The following is a 17,287-nucleotide window of genomic DNA, read 5'->3' on the forward strand; positions in this document are numbered from 1 at the left end:
TCAACTTTGCTGTCGTTTGCACTAGAGGAGATGTACGCGGCGGTTCAGCGACGATGCCGGGTGGGTGAGCCTGCGAATCCAGCCGGAGAAGGAGTTGAACCCAAAGACTCAGGACGGGCAGGCTGTCCGAGAGCCCGCTGTCCGGCGTACGGCACGTTCTGATCATCGACACAGAGGGGTAACCACCTTGGACCTGCAGCTCACCACGAAGGCGCAAGAGGCGCTGTCCTCCGCCGTCCGCCACGCGACATCGTCCGGCCACCCACAGGTGGAGCCGGCGCATCTGCTGCTTGCGCTGACCGAGCAGACCGACACCACGACCGCGCCACTGCTCGAAGCCGTCGGTACGACGGTCGCGGCTGTCCGGGCCACGGCTCAAGCCGCGGTCGATGCCCTTCCGTCGGCGACCGGCGCCTCAGTGGCGCAGCCGTCGATGTCCCGGGCGATGCTCAACGTGCTGGAGCAGGCTCGTGAGCTGATGACCTCGATGGGGGACACCTACGTCTCCACCGACCACCTCCTCGTGGCGACCGCGCGGATCGGCGACTTCGGTTTGGACGCAACGGCTTTGGAGCAGGCGCTGCCCGCCACGCGCGGTGGTGCGAAGGTCACCTCGGCCGAGCCCGAGGGCACGTTCGACGCGCTCGAGAAGTACGGCACTGACCTGACCGACGCGGCCCGCGAAGGTCGCCTGGACCCGGTCATCGGCCGCGACTCCGAGATCCGACGCGTCGTGCAGGTGCTGTCCCGACGTACCAAGAACAACCCGGTTCTCATCGGTGACCCGGGCGTCGGCAAGACGGCTGTCGTCGAAGGTCTGGCCCAGCGCATTGTCGAGGGCGACGTCCCAGAATCGTTGCGGGACAAGCGTTTGGTGTCGCTCGACCTCGGTGCGATGGTCGCGGGTGCGAAGTACCGTGGCGAGTTCGAGGAGCGGCTCAAGGCCGTGCTCGAGGAGATCAAGGGCAGCGGTGGCCAGGTCGTCACCTTCATTGACGAGCTGCACACCGTGGTCGGCGCGGGGGCGACCGGCGAAGGCGCGATGGACGCCAGCAACATGCTTAAGCCGATGCTGGCCCGTGGCGAGCTGCGACTCGTCGGCGCGACGACGCTGGACGAATATCGCGAGCACATCGAGAAGGACGCCGCGTTGGAGCGGCGCTTCCAGCAGGTGTTCGTGGGTGAGCCGTCCGTCGAGGACACCATCGCGATCCTGCGCGGACTCAAGGAGCGCTACGAGGCGCACCACAAGGTCGCGATCGCGGATTCCGCTCTCGTTGCTGCGGCTTCGCTGTCCGACCGCTACATCACCTCGCGTCAGCTGCCCGACAAGGCGATCGATCTGATCGACGAGGCGGCATCGCGGCTGCGCATGGAGATCGACTCCTCGCCGGTCGAGATCGACGAGCTCCGACGCGCGGTCGACCGGCTCAAGATGGAAGAGCTGCACCTGCAGAACGAGTCCGACGACGCCTCGCGCGAGCGGTTGCGTCGGCTGCAGTCCGACCTGGCCGACAAGCAGGAGCAGCTCGCTGCGCTGACGGCTCGATGGGATGCCGAGAAGGCCGGCCTCAACCGGGTCGGTGACATCAAGGCGCGCATCGATGAGCTGCGCACTCAGGCGGATCGCCTTCAGCGAGAAGGAGATTACGCCGGCGCGTCCAAGCTGCTGTACGGCGACCTCCCGGCTCTCGAGGCCGACCTCACCTCCGCGCAGGAGGCCGAGGCGACCTCATCGACGGCCGGCGGAGACGACCCGATGGTCAAGGAGGAGGTCGGCGCCGACGACATCGCCGACGTCATCTCGTCCTGGACCGGCATCCCGGCCGGGCGCCTCCTGGAGGGTGAGACCGAAAAGCTCCTCAAGATGGAGTCGGTCATCGGTGAGCGGCTGATCGGCCAATCTGAAGCAATCGCAGCGGTTTCCGATGCCGTACGCCGGTCGCGCGCCGGTGTGGCCGACCCGGACCGGCCGACAGGCTCGTTCCTGTTCCTCGGTCCGACGGGTGTCGGCAAGACCGAGCTGGCGAAGTCACTCGCCGACTTCCTGTTCGACGACGAGCGGGCGATGGTCCGCATCGACATGTCGGAGTACTCCGAGCGGCACGCGGTGGCGCGGCTGATCGGGTCGCCTCCCGGCTACGTCGGCTACGAAGAGGGAGGCCAGCTGACGGAAGCGGTGCGGCGGCGGCCGTACAGCGTGGTCCTGCTCGACGAGGTCGAGAAGGCGCACCCGGAGACGTTCGACATCCTGCTGCAGGTGCTCGACGACGGGCGGCTGACCGATGGGCAGGGACGCACGGTCGACTTCCGCAACGTGATCCTGGTGATGACGTCCAACCTGGGCTCGCAGTACCTCATCGACCCGACACTGTCCGACGACGCCAAGCGCGAGTCGGTGATGGGCGCGGTGCGGCAGGCGTTCAAGCCGGAGTTCCTCAATCGGCTCGACGAGGTCGTGATCTTCGACCCGCTGTCGCAGGAGGAGCTGGCCCACATCGTCGACCTGCAGGTCGCTGAGCTGGGCTCCCGGCTCGCGGACCGGCGGATCACGCTGTCCGTGACGGATGCCGCTCGTGACTGGCTGGCCGACAAGGGCTACGACCCGGCGTACGGCGCCCGCCCCCTGCGGCGGCTGGTCCAGAAGGAGGTCGGCGACCGGCTCGCCAAGGCCCTCCTCGCCGGTGACATCCGCGACGGCCAGCAGGTCACCGTCGACAAGGACCCCGACGCGGACACCCTCACCCTCACCTGACCCGCCCTCCCGCACAGCCTTCGCCGAGAGGCATACCTATCGCTCGAGAGGCACACCCGCGAGGTGTGCCTCTCAGTGCGTTGGTTTGCCTCTCGGCGTCAGTGGCAGAGCCAGGTATCGACGGGTATCGGCCGCAGACCACAGGCGTCCATCACCTGACGGAATCGTTCGAGGTGGTACGCGTCGTCCCAGACCCAGCGTCTGACCCGTCGTTCGCCGGCACTGAGGCGGTCCTCGCGCTGCTTCTCTTTCCAGAGCACGGCCGAGGCCTCATCCGCGGACGCGCCCTCTGGCACCCGGTACTTCACTCGACCGTCGAACTCACCGATGAGCGCATAGCCCTCCCACCAGAAGTCGACGCGCCCGATCAGACCGCGCGCATCGGTGAAGTTGATCTGGAGGACCGGCTTGGGCGGTCCTAGCTGGTACATCCGGACTCGACTCAAGGACTCGCCCACGGACTCCGACAGCGGATCGGCCAGGCACACGACTCGGCGCGCGTTCCGTTTACGGCGTGCGCCCTTGGGTAGGAGATCGCACTCAGCTTGCAGCTCCTCGACCGTGCAGAGTTCGAGTCGCAGGGCGTGGTCGGCTGCGGCTACTGCCGATTCGAGCCGGACCTCGCGCGCGAGATCGATGACGGTACGCGCTGGTGCGGTGACGAGGACGTCGTCCTTGATGACGCCTTCGGGCAGGTTCTTCGCGCGTCGTCGACGGACGCCAGGTGTGCGACCTGCGGTGCCGGCGGGCGTGGTGTGCTCCACGAGCTCGGGCCACTGCCCGATGATCGGAAGTCCCCAGAGTGCCGCAGCGCTGTGGTGTGAGAACAGGTGATCGTCCTCGGCCAAGCAGTCGACGGCATGGACCCGCAGCGCCAGCTGCTCCCGGGGCTCGAGTGCCTGCCATGTGGTGCGGTCGACATAGGTGCCCTGACGTAGACGCTGGTGCTCCGGCTGTGCGCCGGTTGACGCGACTCCCGCACGGTGCAGTGTGCCCACCGGCCACAGCAGCTCGCGCAGACTGGTGCTCGGTTCATCCGCTGAGGTCATGGCCGAAGGGTGGCAGGGAGTCCGAGCCCTCACCTGACCCGCCCTCCCGCACAGCCTTCGCCGAGAGGCAAACCGATCGTTCGAGAGGCACGCCCGCGAGGTGTGCCTCTCAGTGGGTTGGTTTGCCTCTCGGCGAGACGGTGGTGGGGGGTGAGGGGACGAGAGCGCCGTGCGGGGGCGCGGGCTAGGGGAGGAGCGCCGAGGCCAGCAGGTCGGGCACCTCGTACGGCGTCATATGCCCCACCCCGTCGAGCACGTCCAGCCGCGCGCCCGGGATCGCGGCCGCCACCCGTTCGCCGAGCTTGACCGGCGTCAGCACATCGCGCCGACCGACGACCACCGTCACGGGCACCTTCCCAAGCGTCGAGGCGGCCGCGGACTCGTCGTGCTGCATCAGCGCCGAGAAGAACGTGCCGTACGTCCCCACGCGCGCCCCACCGAGCATCGCCCGAGTGGCGGCCACGTCGGCGGCCTCCGCGGCGTCACCGAACTGCCGCCGCGCGGCATTTACCGAGACGAGTCGCCGAGGTCGACCGGGTGCGCGGGTGACGAGGGTCATCAACTGACGTTCGAGCGGCAGTCCCGGTCCGCGCAGACCACCAATTGCCGTTGATGCCAACAGAACTCGCTCGACCCGGCCATCAAACGCCGAGGGGTGAGCACCGGCGTACGCCATGACGGTCATCCCGCCCATCGAGTGACCACCGAGCGTCAGCGGCGACGCGGCCGGCACCACCTGATCGACGATCGCCGCGAGATCCGAACCCAGCGCCCGCACCGACTCGCCCTGCGGGCGGAGCGAGCCACTGGCGTACGTCGACGAGCCGTGACCGCGCTGGTCCCACGCGACGACCCGCACGCCACCGTGGGCGGCGAGACGCGAGATCACGGGCAACCACGAGCGGTACGTCAGCACCCACCCGTGCGCGAGCACGACCGTCGGTGCGCCGGCGGGTAGCGATCGCGGCTCGTGGACGTACGCCGACAGCCGGGCTCCGTCGGCCGCGGTCACCTCGCGTCGCTGCAGGGTCAAAGGCATGCCGAGGACATTACCGCCGAGTAGATCGAGGAGTGAGAGGCTGTGCCGCATGACGCAGATCGGTACGCCGGGTGGCTCGCCCGAGCGTCCAGCGGTGTTCTTCGCGGACGCCGCCGAGTGGCGGCGCTGGCTCGCGGCCAACCACGCGACGGAGACGCAGGTGTGGATGGGGCTCTACAAGAAGCACGTCCCCGATCGCGTCCTGACCTGGGAGGACGCCGTCGTAGAGGCGCTGTGCTTCGGGTGGATCGACAGCGTCGCCCAGCGCATCGACGAGGATGCCGTCCGGCAGCGCTTCAGCCCGCGCAAGAAGGGCAGCAACTGGAGCGCGGTCAACCTGGACACCGTGCAGCGGCTCATCGCCGATGGTCGGATGGAGCCGGCCGGTCTGGCGGTCTACGAGGCGCGTCGTCCTGACCGCGAGCGGGTCTACACCTACGAGAAGGCCGACGCGGTCTGGCCGGAGGCGTACGAGCAGCAGCTGCGCGCGCACGACACGGCGGCTGCGTTCTGGGACCTCGCGACCCCGGGCTACCGCCGGATCGTGACCCACTGGGTGACCAGCGCCAAGCAGGAGGCCACGCGGGACAAGCGGCTGGCCACCCTGATCGAGGACTGCGCGGCGGGTCGACTGATCAAGAGTCAGCGCTACGGCGACGAGCCGGGATGGGTGCAGCGCGCCCGCACGACACTGAACCTGAGATGAGTCTGAGATGACGCGGAACCATGTCGCGCTCTTCTCCGTCGAATCCTGCGGTCGACCTGTCATCCTGCTCCGTGAACGTGCGGTCCAGGCGACGGCCGCACCTGCCCTGACCGACGACAGATAGGTTCCACCATGCTCGTACGGCCCACTTCTCGCGCCGCTCATGGCGTGGCGGCTGCGCTGGCCGTTCTGGCGCTCGCAGCCTGCAGCAGCGGCTCGGACGACAAGGGCAAGGACACCGGCTCGCCAGCCGCCAAGGTCACGCCGGCCCAGCGACTCGCCCAGTCCAAGCAGGTCATGGACAAAGCGGCCTCGATGCATCTGACCCTGTCGTCGCAAGGCGTCCCGAGCAAGGCCAACGGCGTGCTCGGCGGTGAGGGTGTCGGCACCCATGCGCCGGCCTTCAAGGGCAATCTCAAGGCCCAGCTCGCCGGCATCCAGGCCGATGTGCCGGTGGTCGCCGCCAACAACAAGGTCTGGGCCAAGCTGCCGATCTGGCCCAACATGCGCATCATCCAGCCCAAGGACTACGGCGCACCCGACCCGGCGATCCTGTTCTCCACCGACCGCGGTCTGTCGAGCCTGATGGTCAAGACCACCAACCCCGCCTTCGGCGAGGAGAAGCGCGACGGCAGCGATGTCGTACGCCTCATCAAGGGCAAGGTCGCCGGGCAGGACGTCACCGCGGTACTGGCGATCGGTGACGCAGCGGTGCAGTACGACGCGACGTACGCCGTCACGGCCAAGAACGAGATGCGCACCATGACGCTGACCGGCAAGTTCTACAACGACGCGACGTCGACCTACACGCTGCGTCTGGACAAGTACGGCGAGACGGTTGATATCAAGCCGCCGGCCTGAGGCGCTGCTGGCGACCGCGTCCATCGCGGTCGCCCTCGCCGCGGCTGACACCTATGTCGTCGTCCTCGCGCTCGAGGACATGATGTCCGGGGTGGGTCTGGGCATCGATGCCCTGCAGAAGGCCACCCCGATCATCTCCGGCTTCCTGCTGGGCTACATCGCGGTGCTGCCGCTCATCGGTCGCCTCGCCGATCTCGTGTCCCGGCAACGGGTGCTGCTCGCCTGCCTCGCGCTGTTCGTCGTCGGATCGGCGATCACCGCGCTGTCTGTCGAGCTGCCCGTGCTGGTGACCGGTCGGGTGCTGCAAGGTATCGGCGGCGGCGGGCTCGTGCCGGCCACGCTGGCGCTCGTCGCGGACTTGTGGCCGGTCGGCAAGCGAGGCACACCGCTCGGTGTCGTCGGCGCGGTCCAAGAGATCGGGAGTGTGCTCGGCCCGCTGCTCGGGGCCGCCGTGCTCGCGATCTGGGACTGGCGAATGATCTTCTGGATCAACGCCATTGCCGGGATCGTGCTCGGTCTGCTCATCTGGGCTGTCGGCGGTCGAGGCGAACGCAGCGAGACTCGCAGTCCACGTCACCGATGGTGGGTCATCGCCTCACTCCTCGCGTCGGCCGCGACCATCGTGCTGCTCGGACTGGCTCTCTGGGCACCCGACCGGCTGGTCTCGGACATCACCCTCGGCGAGCCGTTCGTGCCGTACGCCGGGCACACCTCGCGGCTCTACACGCAGATCGGGCTGTGGGGTGCGATCGCTCTCGCCATCACGGTCGCGGTGTCCGTGCCGCTGTGGTGGCCGGTGCTGCGTCGGGCCGATCTCATCGGCGCCGCGCTGATCACGGTCGCGCTCGGCTCACTGGTGCTCACCTTTTCTTCGGCCAACCCCGAGAAGCAGGTCGTCGGTCCGATGGGCTGGTGGCTGCTGCCGGTCGCGGCCGTCGCAGCGGCGGCGTACCTCTGGCGCCATCACACGGCGTCCGCTCCGCTGATCGCGCGGGGAGTGGTCCAGGGACGCGTACGCCCGGCGCTGGTCGTCTCGCTCCTCGTCGGCACCGCTCTCGTCTCGATCGTCGTCGACATCCCGGTGCTGGCCCGCCTCACCGGCACCGAGTCCCAGACCGACGCGGCCCTCGTGCTCGTACGTTTTCTGCTGGCCGTCCCGGTCGGCGCCCTCGCGGGCGGCTGGCTGCTGCGCCGCTACGGTCCAGGTCTCGTCGCGGCGCCGGGGCTGGCCGTGACCGCGGTCGGGCTCGGCTTCATGTCGAGCTGGGGCAAGGGCTCACTGGATGAGTTCCTCTCCACCGTGGTCCTCGTGCTGGTCGGACTCGGCATCGGCCTGGCGATCGCCCCGGTCAACGACGCCGCGCTCGCGGACGCACCGCAGACCGATCACGGCGTCGCCTCCGCGCTCGTGGTGGTCGGCCGGATGATCGGCATGGTGGTCGGCCTCGGACTGCTCACCGCGATCGGGCTGCACCGCTTCTACAACAAGATCCAGTCGCTGCCCAACCCCAATGGCGATCAGGTACGCGCCGCCGGAGTCGTGCAGGTACAGACCGTCTTCGTCGGCGCGGCCATCGCGGCCGGCGTGGCCGCGGTCGTCGCCCTGATGCTTGGTCGGCAGCGCGTCGCCCATCATGACCTGACGGACGAGACGATCCTGGACGAGCCGGTAGAGCTCTCGTCGTCGACGGGGGCGCCGTGAGTCAGGACCGCGTGCCGCTGCAGCGCACCGCGGAGGAGCAGGCCGAGGAAGACGCATTTCAGGCCTTGTACGGCGCGTGGGCGCCGATGAGCCCGACCGAGCTCGCACGCGAGCTGGCCGGCTTCGACCGTCCGTGGTGGGTGGTCGGCGGCTGGGCGATCGAAGCGGCCACCGGCTATCGCCGGGAGCACGAGGACATCGACATCTCGATCCTCGCGTGCGACGTGGCCCACCTCGTGTCGTTCTGGACCGATCGGTGGCATGTCTGGAACAACGTCGGTGGGGTCCTGCACCCCCTCGGGCGCCGGTGGCCGACGGTCGATGAGCCCGAGAGCCAGCTCTGGATCCGGGCGCACGCGACGGCACCGTGGGTCGCCGACATGCCCCTGACCCCGGATCGGGATGGCTTGTGGACCAACAAGCGGATGCCGTCCCACGTCGCGCCCGTTGAGGACGTCACGTGGGTCGCCCCGGATGGCATCCGCTACCTCAACCCCGAGATCGTGATGCTCTACAAGGCTGCGCTCAAACGGCCCAAGGACGACCCGGACTTCGAGGCCACTCTGTCGGTGCTGACCGACGAACGGCGGCGTTGGCTCGCCGATGCGTTGCGAGAGGTTGCACCCGATCACCACTGGATCGCCCGGCTCTGAGCTGCTGTCAGGCGAAGTGGTAGTCGACCATCTCGGGGCGGGTGGTGCGCTTCTCGTACTCCGCGACCGACCCTGGCCACAAGGTGCGGTTGCGGCCCTCCTCGTCGAGGTACCAGCTGTCGCAGCCGCCCGACGCCCACACCGTCTGCTTGCTCCGCCGATCCAGCTCAGCGAGGAACTCCGGCACCACCTGCGGACGGACGCCGACCGTCTTCAGGTGCCGACGGTCGCGTTCGCGGATCAGCTGCATGACCAGGCCGACCTGCGCCTCGATCATCTGCAGGTCTGAGGTGTGGCCGAGCAGAGTGTTGGGTCCGAGCAGCAGGAACAGGTTGGGGAAGTGCGGCACCGTGACGCCAAGGTACGCCGTCGCCCCGGCATCCCAGTCGCTGCTGAGCAGGTGGCCCTCGGCGCCCTTGATGCCGAGGTAGCGGTAGGACCCGAGGGGGTCGAAACCGGTGGCGAGGACGAGCACGTCGACCTGGTGCCGTTCGCCTGCAGTAACGATCGCGTCCGGCTCCACGTGGTCGATGGCCGCGGTCTCGACGGTCACGTTGGGGCTCGCCAGCGCCGGGTAGTAGTCGCTGGACAGCAGCACCCGCTTGCAACCCATGGCGTAGTCCGGGGTCAGCTTGGCGCGCAGCTCAGGTGACTTGATGGAGGCGTGCAGGTTTTCGAGTGCCAGCCGGGAGGCGGCCTTGAGCAGCTTGGGTGCGCTGGTGATCCCGCGCTCGCGCAGGTCGCTGGTGGCCTTGAGCTTGGCCCGATGAGCCCGCATCGCGGCAGGGTGCTGCTCGAAGGTATCGATGAGCCGGTCGGCGTACAGCGTGTTCGACCGCGGCATCACCCACGGCGCGGAGCGCTGGAACACGGTCAGGTGCGCGGCGTCCTCGGCGAGCGGCGGGATGATCTGGACACCGCTCGAGCCGGTGCCGATGACGCCGACCCGTTTGCGGCTGACCGTGGTGCCGCGGTCCCAGGTCGCGGTGTGCATCAGCTCACCCGCGAACGTCTCCAGGCCCGGGATCTCAGGGATGTGCGGCTCGTGCAGTGCCCCGACGCCGAGCATGACGTCGCGCGTCCGGATGGTTCGCAGCGTGCCCCAGGAGGTCGCGATGGTGAGCGTCCAGGTGCCGGTCTCGTCGTCGTACGCCGCATCCTGGACGGTCGAGTCGAACTCGAGGTGCCGACGGAGGTCGTACTTCTCGACGCAGTAGAGCAGGTAGTCCTGGATCTCGTCGGCGGGCGCGTACGACTGTGACCAGTAGGGGTTGAGTTCGAAGGAGTAGGAGTACAGGTGGGCGGGCACGTCGCACTCGCAGCCCGGGTAGCGGTTCTCGCGCCAGGTGCCGCCGACCTCGTCAGCCTTCTCGAGGATGGCGAAGTCGTCCCGGCCGGCTGCCTTCAACGCGATCGCCATGGCGATCCCAGAGAATCCGCTGCCGACCACGACGGCGTCGTGATCCACCTGAATGCTCATATGTGGCAAGGCTATCCGCGCCTCGCCCGAAGTCGTCGCACCCCGCGACGGCGAGCGCGTCGTACGCCGTCCGCACCTGGGTGCCGACGACCGGCGGTCGGTCAGTAGCGGGGCGGGTACTGCTGCCCGTAGTGCGGCTGCTGGTTGACCACCACGACGTTGGTGCTGCTCTCCGAGCCGCACGCCATGACCAGGGAGGCGACCCAGCCGAGGAAGGTCCAGCCGAGCAGGAAGTTCAGGATGCCGATAGCGCCCATGTTGGAGCGGTTGCGGGTCACCGCGACGGCCCACGGGAGCATGTAGAAGAACGTGATGACGGCGATGATCCAGGCCACCGCGACCAGCCCGCCCGACACCGGCTGCCGGCCGACCATGCCGACGGAGGTCTGCGGGTAGTAGCTCGGTGCGTACTGAGGCTGCGCGTACTGCGGCTGGGCGTACGCCTGCTGCTGCGGTGCGTACGACTGCTGCGGTGCGTACGACTGCACGGGGTAGGACGGCTGGCCCGGGTAGGGCTCGAGCGACCGGTGGTGCTGCTCGCTGTCCTGGAGGTGCTGCTGCACGTCCGCCGCGGAGTAGGTCTGGGTGTCCTGGTAGGCGTTGGGCGCCGTGTGAGTGGCTCCGTACGACTGGGCCCGGTGCACCTCTGTCGGCTCGTAGGCGCGCGACTGCTCCGGGTAGTGCTCACTCATGGCTGGTGTGTCTTCCTGTCGTCCCCGATGTGTTCGCCAGAGTACCGGTGCGTAGGGTCGCCCGCCTCCGTGTCACAGAGGTCGACAGCTCACGGTGAGCTGAGGGCGGCCAGGGTTGACCGGACCGTGTCATGGGTCGCCGCGTCGACTGTGATCCCGGCGGCGCGCAGCGCGAGCGTGGCAGCGCCGACCAGTCCGTCGTCGACCACCCGGACGTCCCGGCCGTCGTCCGACGACGCGAGGGAGTGGCGTACGGCATCGGAGAACGACTGCTGTCGTGAGAGCAGGGTGCCGCCGAGGACGATCGGCCCGTCGACGTCGTCGACCGTGACGCGGCGAAGGGTGGCCACGAGGGCCTCACGCGCCCGCTGCAAGATGTCCGACGCGACCGCGTCGTTCTTGAGGGCGAACGCCGCGGGTGCCAGGCGTGACAGTCGGACCGGCGGCATCGCATAGACCCGGTCGCCGAGATCCTCTAGTGCGACGGGGCGGCCCTCGTCGCCGATCTCGTCCAGGTCTGCCGTCACCTCCAACGCCTCGAGCGCGAGCCGGGTGAGCCCGGTGGATGGCCCGCCGTCGAGGTCTGCGACAGCGGCGAGCGCGACCTCGCGGCCGATCCAGAAACCGGACCCTGCATCACCGAGCAGCCACCCGAGACCGTCGGCCGTCGCGACGATCTCGCCGTCCGCGACGCGGACGGCGGCGGCACCCGTGCCCGCGACGAGCGCGTAACCGTGCTGCTCCGCGGCGCCACTGGTGAAGAGCGCGAGGACGTCGGAGGCCAGCTCGCACGGGGCATCGATACCCGCCCCGAGCAGCGCCTCACCGACGACGTGCTCCGCATCTCGACCCCCGGCAACCGCTCCCATCGAGAGCTCGATCGCGGACCCGGGCAGCTGCCCGCTCCGGAGAGCGGCGGCGGCTGCCTCGCGGATCGAGATCGGTGCGAGGTCCGGTGTCGCCGTGGGGTTGCCGTGACCGGATCGGCCGTAACCGAGGCAGGTGCCGGATCGATCGAGCACGACCGCACGCGTCGATGTGCCGCCGGCGTCAAGGGCGAGGAGATTCGGCATCGTTACCCAGTCGAGATGGCGGGCCGTTGACCCGGAAGTGGCTTGGGAATAGTTTTCTATCACTATCGCATGACCACGGAATGGATTTTCACTGTGCCTGACGAGACGACGCTGCCGGTCCGGGGGAGCCTGCGACCTCGGCCGGAGAAGGAGTCTCGTCCAGAAGGAACAGGTAACGGAGCGTCAGCCCCGATGAAGGCGCTGAGGGGCAGGGCGTACGGCGCCCAGCAGCGCATTCGGCTGCATCGCTCCGAGATGTCGTCGGCGATGGCCAAGCTCGCAGACTTGATCCTGGCTGACCCGGCGGCGCCGATCGAGCTGTCGATCACCGAGCTGGCCGAGCGGGCCGGTACGTCGGCGGCGACCGTGACCCGGTTCTGCCGGGTGCTCGGCTACTCCGGTTATGTCGCGCTCCGCGTCGGGGTGGCCTCGGACATCGGCCGGGGCGATGCGCAGGCGAGCTGGCGGACCGACATCGGGCAGGCGTTCGGACCGGACGACTCGGTCGAGGACGTCGTGCAGGCGCTGGTCAGCTCGCACACGCGGTCGATCGAGACCACGGCGAGCACGCTCGACCTCGCCGATCTCGAGGAGGTCGCGGTCCGGATCGCCGAGGGTCGGCAGGTCGACCTCTACGGCGTCGGCGGCAGCGGCGTGATGGCGGTTGAGCTGCAGAGCCGGCTCTACCGGATCGGGCTGAACGCGCATGCCTGGACCGAGGTGCATGCGGGGTTGGCCAGCGCGGCGATCCAGTCGGAGGACTCCGTGGCCATCGGCATCTCGCACACCGGAGCCACGCAAGAAACGATCCAGATGCTCGCTCAGGCGCGGTCAGCAGGGGCGTTCACGGTCGCGATCACGAGCAAGGCCGGGTCACCTTTGACTGATTTTGCACGAAAGAGCCTTACATCGGCCACAATTGAGCATTATCTTCAACCAGACGACCTGTCCGCCAAGCATTCGCAACTCTTTGTGGTCGACGTCCTGTACCTCTTGGTGGCTCAGCAGGACTTCGTCCGCACGACCACCAACCTGGCGGCATCGGCGATGGCCGTGAGTCCGCATCGCAAGGCGCCACGGGGCGTACGGCACAACGAACGGAAGGAAGGAGCGCGATGACCGAGCTGACCGAGAAGTTCCTGCACGAGACGACCTCACGCCTGGAGCGGTTGACCGCGCTCGCAGCCGACGGTGGGCTCGACGAGGCCATCACGCTGCTGGCTGACTCGATCAACGCCGGTGGTGTGGTGCAGGCGTTCGGGACCGGCCACTCGCAGGCCTTCGCGATGGAGATCGCCGGCCGTGCCGGCGGGCTCATCCCGACCAACGCGACCGCGCTGCGTGACGTCGTGCTCTTCGGCGACCGCGATCCGAGCGTGCTGTCCGACGGGATCCTCGAGCGCGATGCCTCCATCGGCGAGGAGCTCTGGGCCACGATCGTCACGGATCCTGCTGACGTCTTCGTGATCGCGTCCAACTCGGGCGTCAACGGCTCGATCGTGGGCCTGGCCCTGCTCGCGAAGCAGCACGGCCACCAGGTCATCGCGGTCACCAGTCTCGACCACACGAGCAAGGTCGAGCCCAAGGACCCGAGCGGCAAACGACTCAGTGAGGTCGCCGATGTCGTCATCGACAACCTCGCCCCCTACGGCGACACCACGCTCGCCCTTGACGACAACACCACCGGCGTAGGCGCCGTGTCCTCGATGACCGCCGCCTTCATCGCTCAGCTGCTGACCATCGGAGTGGCTGAGCGGCTCGCGGCGGGTGGCGACACGCCTCCCGTCTACATCTCGGCCAACATCCCGGCTGGGGACGAGCACAACCGGCAGCTCGAAGAACGCTACGCAGGCCGCCTCCGGCGACACGCTTGACCGCCACGCCTGAGCGCGTGGCGACACCATCCAAAGGAGAGAAGGAGCACCATGGTTGTTGAGAAGAAGGCGATCGACCGTCGCAGTGTCGTACGCGGCGCGCTCGGTCTGGCAATGCTGGCACCCCTGAGTGGGGTGCTGGCGTCGTGCGCTGGCAGCAGCAGCGACGACGACAAGACCACGGCTGCCGGCACCGCTCCGGCGTCGGGGGACAACCCGTTCGGCATGAAGGCCAAGTCGTCCGTCGACGCAGTCATCTTCAACGGTGGCTACGGGGTCGACTACGTGACCTTCGCCGGCACCGTCGTGCAGAAGAAGCAGGCCGGCTCGACCGTGAAGGTCGCGCCGTCGACCCAGATCGCCCAGCAGCTGCAGCCGCGCTTCGTCGGTGGCAACCCGCCGGACCTGATCGACAACTCGGGCGCCAACGCGATCGGCCTCAACACGATCGTCGACCAGCTCGAGGACCTCAAGGAGGTCTTCGCCGCGAAGAACTACGAGGGCACGGTCATCAAGGACACGCTGTACCCGGGTGTCGAGGCACCGGGCACAGTCGGCGACAAGTTCGCCGCGATCAACTACGTCCTGACGCTCTATGGGGTGTGGTACTCCGCGAGCCTGTTCGAGGCGAACGGCTGGACCGCGCCGAAGACGTGGGACGAGGCGCTCGCCCTCGGTGCCAAGGCCAAGGCCAAGGGCAAGTTCCTCTTCGTCTGGGGCAAGGAAGCAGCCACGTACTACCAGACGCTGGCCATCGGCTCGGCGATCAAGGAGGGCGGCGACCCGGTTCGCCTCAAGCTGGAGAACCTCGAAGAGAAGTGCTGGTCGGACCCGTCGATCCAGGCCGTGTTCGGCAAGCTCGAGCAGGCCGTCAAGTCCGGCTACTTCAAGCCGGGCGGCGCGGGCACCGTGTTCACCGCGGCTCAGGCGCAGTGGAGCAACGACCAGTCGGCGCTCCTCTACCCCTCGGGCTCGTGGATCGAGAACGAGATGATCAAGCAGACCAAGGCCGGCTTCAAGATGACTGGCGCGCCGGAGTTCACGGTCACGGCCACCTCGAAGAAGCCGTACAAGGCCCTGCACAGCACGGCCGGCGAGCCCTTCGTCGTGCCGAGCAAGGCAAAGAACGCAGCTGGTGGCAAGGAGCTGCTGCGGGCGATGCTGTCCAAGGAAGCCGCGACCAACTTCGCCAAGAAGAAGCTGGCCCCGACCATCGTCAAGGACACCGTGCCGGCAGACGGCTTCGGCTCCACGGCGCTCCAGTCGCAGACCGCGATGCTGTCGGCCGCCGGCAGCGAGGTCTTCACCTGGAACTTCGTCGACCTCTACGGCATGAACCAGGACATGCTCGTGCCGTGGAACAGCTTCCTCTCCGGCGACATCAACGCCGCGAAGCTGACGTCTGCGCTCCAGGCCATCACTGACAAGGTCCGTAACGACAGCTCGGTCAAGAAGGTCAAGGTGACATGACCATCATTCCCGTGGGTGAGACCACCCCGGGAGCACCGCCTGCACCCCCGAAGGTCAGGCGCCGCCGCCGGCGGCCCCTGACCTTCGGGCGGATCAGCTTCTTCGTGGTGTTCCTCGGCCTACCTCTGGCCCTGTACCTGGTGTTCGTCATCTGGCCGTTCGTGCAGGCGTTCTACTACTCGATGACCAACTGGTCGGGGTTCTCCTCGTCCATGGACTTCGTCGGGCTGGACAACTACAAGACGCTGTTCCACGACGACATCTTCATGAAGGCGCTGCGCAACAACATCATCCTGGGCATCGTCGTGCCGCTGGTGACGATCGTCCTCGCGCTCGCGCTGGCGACGATGGTCACCGTCGGAGGCGCGACCAGTGGCGCCCTGAAGGGACTGCGCCACTCCAGCTTCTACCGGGTGATCTCGTTCTTCCCCTACACGATCCCGGCGATCGTGATCGGCATCATCTGGTCGCGGATCTACGACCCCTCGAACGGCCTGCTCAACGGCGTCCTCACCAAGGTCGGGCTGAGCGGCTTCGCGTCGTACGCCTGGTTGGGTGAGACGGCTGTGGCGCTACCGGCGTCGGTGTTCGTCATCATCTGGGGATTCGTCGGGTTCTACATGGTGCTCTTCGTGGCCGCCATCAAGGGCATCCCGGCAGAGCTGTACGACGCCGCACGCGTCGACGGTGCCGGCCGGCTCCGGATGGCGTTCTCGGTGACGATCCCGCTGATCCGGGACACGATCCAGACGGCGTACATCTATCTCGGCATCCTGGCCCTCGACGCGTTCGTCTACATGCAGGCGCTCAACCCTGGCGGCGGGCCCGACAACAGAACCCTGACCATGTCTCAGGACCTGTTCAACACGGCGTTCAAGAAGGGCCAGTTCGGCCAGGCCAGCGCGATGGGTGTCCTGCTCGCCGTCGTCACTCTGGTGTTCGCGGCCCTGGTGTTCCTGGTCAACTACCTGACCGGCGGACGTGAGCGGAAGGGATCTTGATGAGCACCATCGATACGGATGTGCAGGACACACCGCAAGACACGCCGCCGCACGAGCCGCCGCCCGCCGGTCCGCCACGCAGGTCTGAGGGCGAGGGCGGGCGTCTGGTCGCCGGCATCTCGCACACGGTCCTGGCGATCTGGACGATCCTCATCATCGCCCCGCTGCTGTGGTCGCTCCTGTCGTCGTTCAAGACGACGAAGGAGATCTTCGCCTCGCCGTTCTCGCTGCCGAAGAAATTCAGCTTCGACAACTACGCGAACGCGTGGACCGACTCGCACATCGGGTCGTACTTCCTCAACACCGTCATCGTGGTCGGGTCCGCCCTGGTGATCGTCATGATCCTCGGCGCGATGTGCGCGTACGTCCTCGCGTGCTACCCGTTCCCCGGCAGCCGGGCGATCTACTACCTGATGCTGGCGGGACTGACGTTCCCGGTGTTCCTGGCGATCGTGCCGCTGTTCTTCGTGCTGAAGAACGCCGGACTGCTCAACACGCTGCCCGGGTTGATCCTGACCTATGTCGCCTTCGCACTGCCGTTCACGGTGTTCTTCCTCTATCCGTTCTTCAAGGGGCTGCCCAACGAGATCGCGGAGGCTGCCGAGCTCGACGGTGCGGGGGACTGGCGCACGTTCTTCCAGGTCATGCTGCCGATGGCCAAGCCGGGGATCGCGTCCGTCGCGATCTTCAACTTCCTCGGCCTCTGGAACCAGTTCCTGCTGCCGACCGCGCTCAACACGGTGCCGGGCAACTACGTGCTGTCGCAGGGCATGGCTGAGTTCGCCTCGCAGGCGGGCTACGCCGTGGACACCGGCGCGCTGTTCGCGGCGGTCGTGATCACGATCGTGCCGGTGCTGGTGGTCTACGTGATCTTCCAGCGCCAGCTGCAAGGCTCCGTCAGCCAGGGCGCGCTGAAGTAGAAGCGCGTTGCT

The 17,287-nt window shown here is 67.8% G+C and carries 15 protein-coding genes; 10 read left to right on the plus strand and 5 right to left on the minus strand.

Annotation, left to right across the window (positions count from 1 at the left end; genetic code table 11):
* The first annotated feature begins 187 nt into the window (after window positions 1-187).
* A complete protein-coding gene (gene clpB, locus VV02_RS05830; RefSeq protein ID WP_052590412.1) occupies window positions 188-2,755 on the plus strand; it encodes an ATP-dependent chaperone ClpB in 2,568 nt (855 codons plus the stop codon).
* A 98-nt stretch (window positions 2,756-2,853) separates the two neighbouring features.
* Here the strand turns inward: clpB and VV02_RS05835 are convergent, their stop codons facing one another.
* Window positions 2,854-3,804 carry a hypothetical protein gene (locus VV02_RS05835; protein WP_052590413.1) on the minus strand — a complete coding sequence of 317 codons (951 nt, stop codon included), beginning with the start codon at window positions 3,802-3,804 and terminating at the stop codon, window positions 2,854-2,856.
* A gap of 184 nt (window positions 3,805-3,988) precedes the next feature.
* The gene (locus VV02_RS05840) at window positions 3,989-4,843 is read right to left on the minus strand and encodes an alpha/beta fold hydrolase (protein WP_052590414.1); all 855 of its coding nucleotides are present in this window, start codon (window positions 4,841-4,843) and stop codon (window positions 3,989-3,991) included.
* A gap of 49 nt (window positions 4,844-4,892) precedes the next feature.
* On the opposite strand from VV02_RS05840, the gene VV02_RS05845 reads away from it, so the two are divergent.
* The 4 genes from VV02_RS05845 (at window position 4,893) to VV02_RS05860 (ending at window position 8,765) form a co-directional block, all read left to right on the plus strand.
* Complete coding sequence (locus tag VV02_RS05845; RefSeq protein WP_052590415.1) at window positions 4,893-5,549, plus strand: YdeI/OmpD-associated family protein; 657 nt, start codon at window positions 4,893-4,895, stop codon at window positions 5,547-5,549.
* 132 nt (window positions 5,550-5,681) lie between these two features.
* Window positions 5,682-6,410 (plus strand): LppX_LprAFG lipoprotein, encoded by a 729-nt coding sequence (locus tag VV02_RS05850; protein ID WP_052590416.1) that lies wholly within the window; start codon window positions 5,682-5,684, stop codon window positions 6,408-6,410.
* Window positions 6,388-8,112 (plus strand): MFS transporter, encoded by a 1,725-nt coding sequence (locus tag VV02_RS05855; RefSeq protein ID WP_083449951.1) that lies wholly within the window; start codon window positions 6,388-6,390, stop codon window positions 8,110-8,112. The genes VV02_RS05850 and VV02_RS05855 overlap by 23 nt, the downstream gene beginning before the upstream one ends.
* Window positions 8,109-8,765: a nucleotidyltransferase domain-containing protein gene (locus VV02_RS05860; RefSeq protein WP_083449952.1), complete on the plus strand. Its 657-nt coding sequence runs from the start codon at window positions 8,109-8,111 to the stop codon at window positions 8,763-8,765. Before VV02_RS05855 ends, VV02_RS05860 begins: the two co-directional genes overlap by 4 nt.
* Before the next feature lie 7 nt (window positions 8,766-8,772).
* On the opposite strand, the gene VV02_RS05865 is transcribed toward VV02_RS05860, so the two are convergent.
* The 3 genes from VV02_RS05865 to VV02_RS05875 form a co-directional block, all read right to left on the minus strand.
* Window positions 8,773-10,245 (minus strand): flavin-containing monooxygenase, encoded by a 1,473-nt coding sequence (locus tag VV02_RS05865; RefSeq protein ID WP_052590417.1) that lies wholly within the window; start codon window positions 10,243-10,245, stop codon window positions 8,773-8,775.
* Between the two features lie 101 nt (window positions 10,246-10,346).
* The gene (locus VV02_RS05870) at window positions 10,347-10,937 is read right to left on the minus strand and encodes a superinfection immunity protein (RefSeq protein WP_052590418.1); all 591 of its coding nucleotides are present in this window, start codon (window positions 10,935-10,937) and stop codon (window positions 10,347-10,349) included.
* Window positions 10,938-11,026: 89 nt separating this feature from the next.
* Window positions 11,027-12,010, minus strand: coding sequence for an N-acetylglucosamine kinase (locus VV02_RS05875; protein ID WP_052590419.1), 984 nt, complete (start codon window positions 12,008-12,010; stop codon window positions 11,027-11,029).
* A gap of 192 nt (window positions 12,011-12,202) precedes the next feature.
* Here VV02_RS05875 and VV02_RS05880 point away from each other — a divergent pair, with 192 nt between their 5' ends.
* Genes VV02_RS05880 through VV02_RS05900 form a run of 5 tightly spaced genes read left to right on the plus strand, consistent with a single transcriptional unit; the run spans window position 12,203 to window position 17,275 of the window.
* A complete protein-coding gene (locus VV02_RS05880) occupies window positions 12,203-13,129 on the plus strand; it encodes a MurR/RpiR family transcriptional regulator (RefSeq protein WP_052590420.1) in 927 nt (308 codons plus the stop codon).
* Window positions 13,126-13,884: a sugar isomerase domain-containing protein gene (locus tag VV02_RS05885; protein WP_052590421.1), complete on the plus strand. Its 759-nt coding sequence runs from the start codon at window positions 13,126-13,128 to the stop codon at window positions 13,882-13,884. Before VV02_RS05880 ends, VV02_RS05885 begins: the two co-directional genes overlap by 4 nt.
* Before the next feature lie 51 nt (window positions 13,885-13,935).
* Entirely contained in the window at window positions 13,936-15,354 is a 1,419-nt protein-coding gene (gene ngcE / locus VV02_RS05890) for an N-acetylglucosamine/diacetylchitobiose ABC transporter substrate-binding protein (RefSeq protein WP_052590422.1), read from the plus strand.
* Window positions 15,351-16,355, plus strand: coding sequence for a carbohydrate ABC transporter permease (locus VV02_RS05895; protein ID WP_052590423.1), 1,005 nt, complete (start codon window positions 15,351-15,353; stop codon window positions 16,353-16,355). The genes ngcE and VV02_RS05895 overlap by 4 nt, the downstream gene beginning before the upstream one ends.
* A complete protein-coding gene (locus VV02_RS05900; RefSeq protein ID WP_052590424.1) occupies window positions 16,355-17,275 on the plus strand; it encodes a carbohydrate ABC transporter permease in 921 nt (306 codons plus the stop codon). The genes VV02_RS05895 and VV02_RS05900 overlap by 1 nt, the downstream gene beginning before the upstream one ends.
* Window positions 17,276-17,287: the final 12 nt, after the last annotated feature.

The sequence above is a fragment of the Luteipulveratus mongoliensis genome, from assembly GCF_001190945.1.
In the GTDB taxonomy this organism is placed as follows: domain Bacteria; phylum Actinomycetota; class Actinomycetes; order Actinomycetales; family Dermatophilaceae; genus Luteipulveratus; species Luteipulveratus mongoliensis.

Excerpts from the sequence above, each read along its gene's own strand:
- VV02_RS05835 (WP_052590413.1), bottom strand. The coding sequence starts at position 3,804 with ATGACCTCAGCGGATGAACCGAGCACCAGTCTGCGCGAGCTGCTGTGG.
- VV02_RS05840 (WP_052590414.1), bottom strand. The coding sequence starts at position 4,843 with ATGCCTTTGACCCTGCAGCGACGCGAGGTGACCGCGGCCGACGGAGCC.
- VV02_RS05845 (WP_052590415.1), top strand. The coding sequence starts at position 4,893 with ATGACGCAGATCGGTACGCCGGGTGGCTCGCCCGAGCGTCCAGCGGTG.
- VV02_RS05850 (WP_052590416.1), top strand. The coding sequence starts at position 5,682 with ATGCTCGTACGGCCCACTTCTCGCGCCGCTCATGGCGTGGCGGCTGCG.
- VV02_RS05865 (WP_052590417.1), bottom strand. The coding sequence starts at position 10,245 with ATGAGCATTCAGGTGGATCACGACGCCGTCGTGGTCGGCAGCGGATTC.
- VV02_RS05870 (WP_052590418.1), bottom strand. The coding sequence starts at position 10,937 with ATGAGTGAGCACTACCCGGAGCAGTCGCGCGCCTACGAGCCGACAGAG.
- VV02_RS05875 (WP_052590419.1), bottom strand. The coding sequence starts at position 12,010 with ATGCCGAATCTCCTCGCCCTTGACGCCGGCGGCACATCGACGCGTGCG.
- VV02_RS05880 (WP_052590420.1), top strand. The coding sequence starts at position 12,203 with ATGAAGGCGCTGAGGGGCAGGGCGTACGGCGCCCAGCAGCGCATTCGG.
- VV02_RS05885 (WP_052590421.1), top strand. The coding sequence starts at position 13,126 with ATGACCGAGCTGACCGAGAAGTTCCTGCACGAGACGACCTCACGCCTG.
- ngcE (WP_052590422.1), top strand. The coding sequence starts at position 13,936 with ATGGTTGTTGAGAAGAAGGCGATCGACCGTCGCAGTGTCGTACGCGGC.
- VV02_RS05895 (WP_052590423.1), top strand. The coding sequence starts at position 15,351 with ATGACCATCATTCCCGTGGGTGAGACCACCCCGGGAGCACCGCCTGCA.
- VV02_RS05900 (WP_052590424.1), top strand. The coding sequence starts at position 16,355 with ATGAGCACCATCGATACGGATGTGCAGGACACACCGCAAGACACGCCG.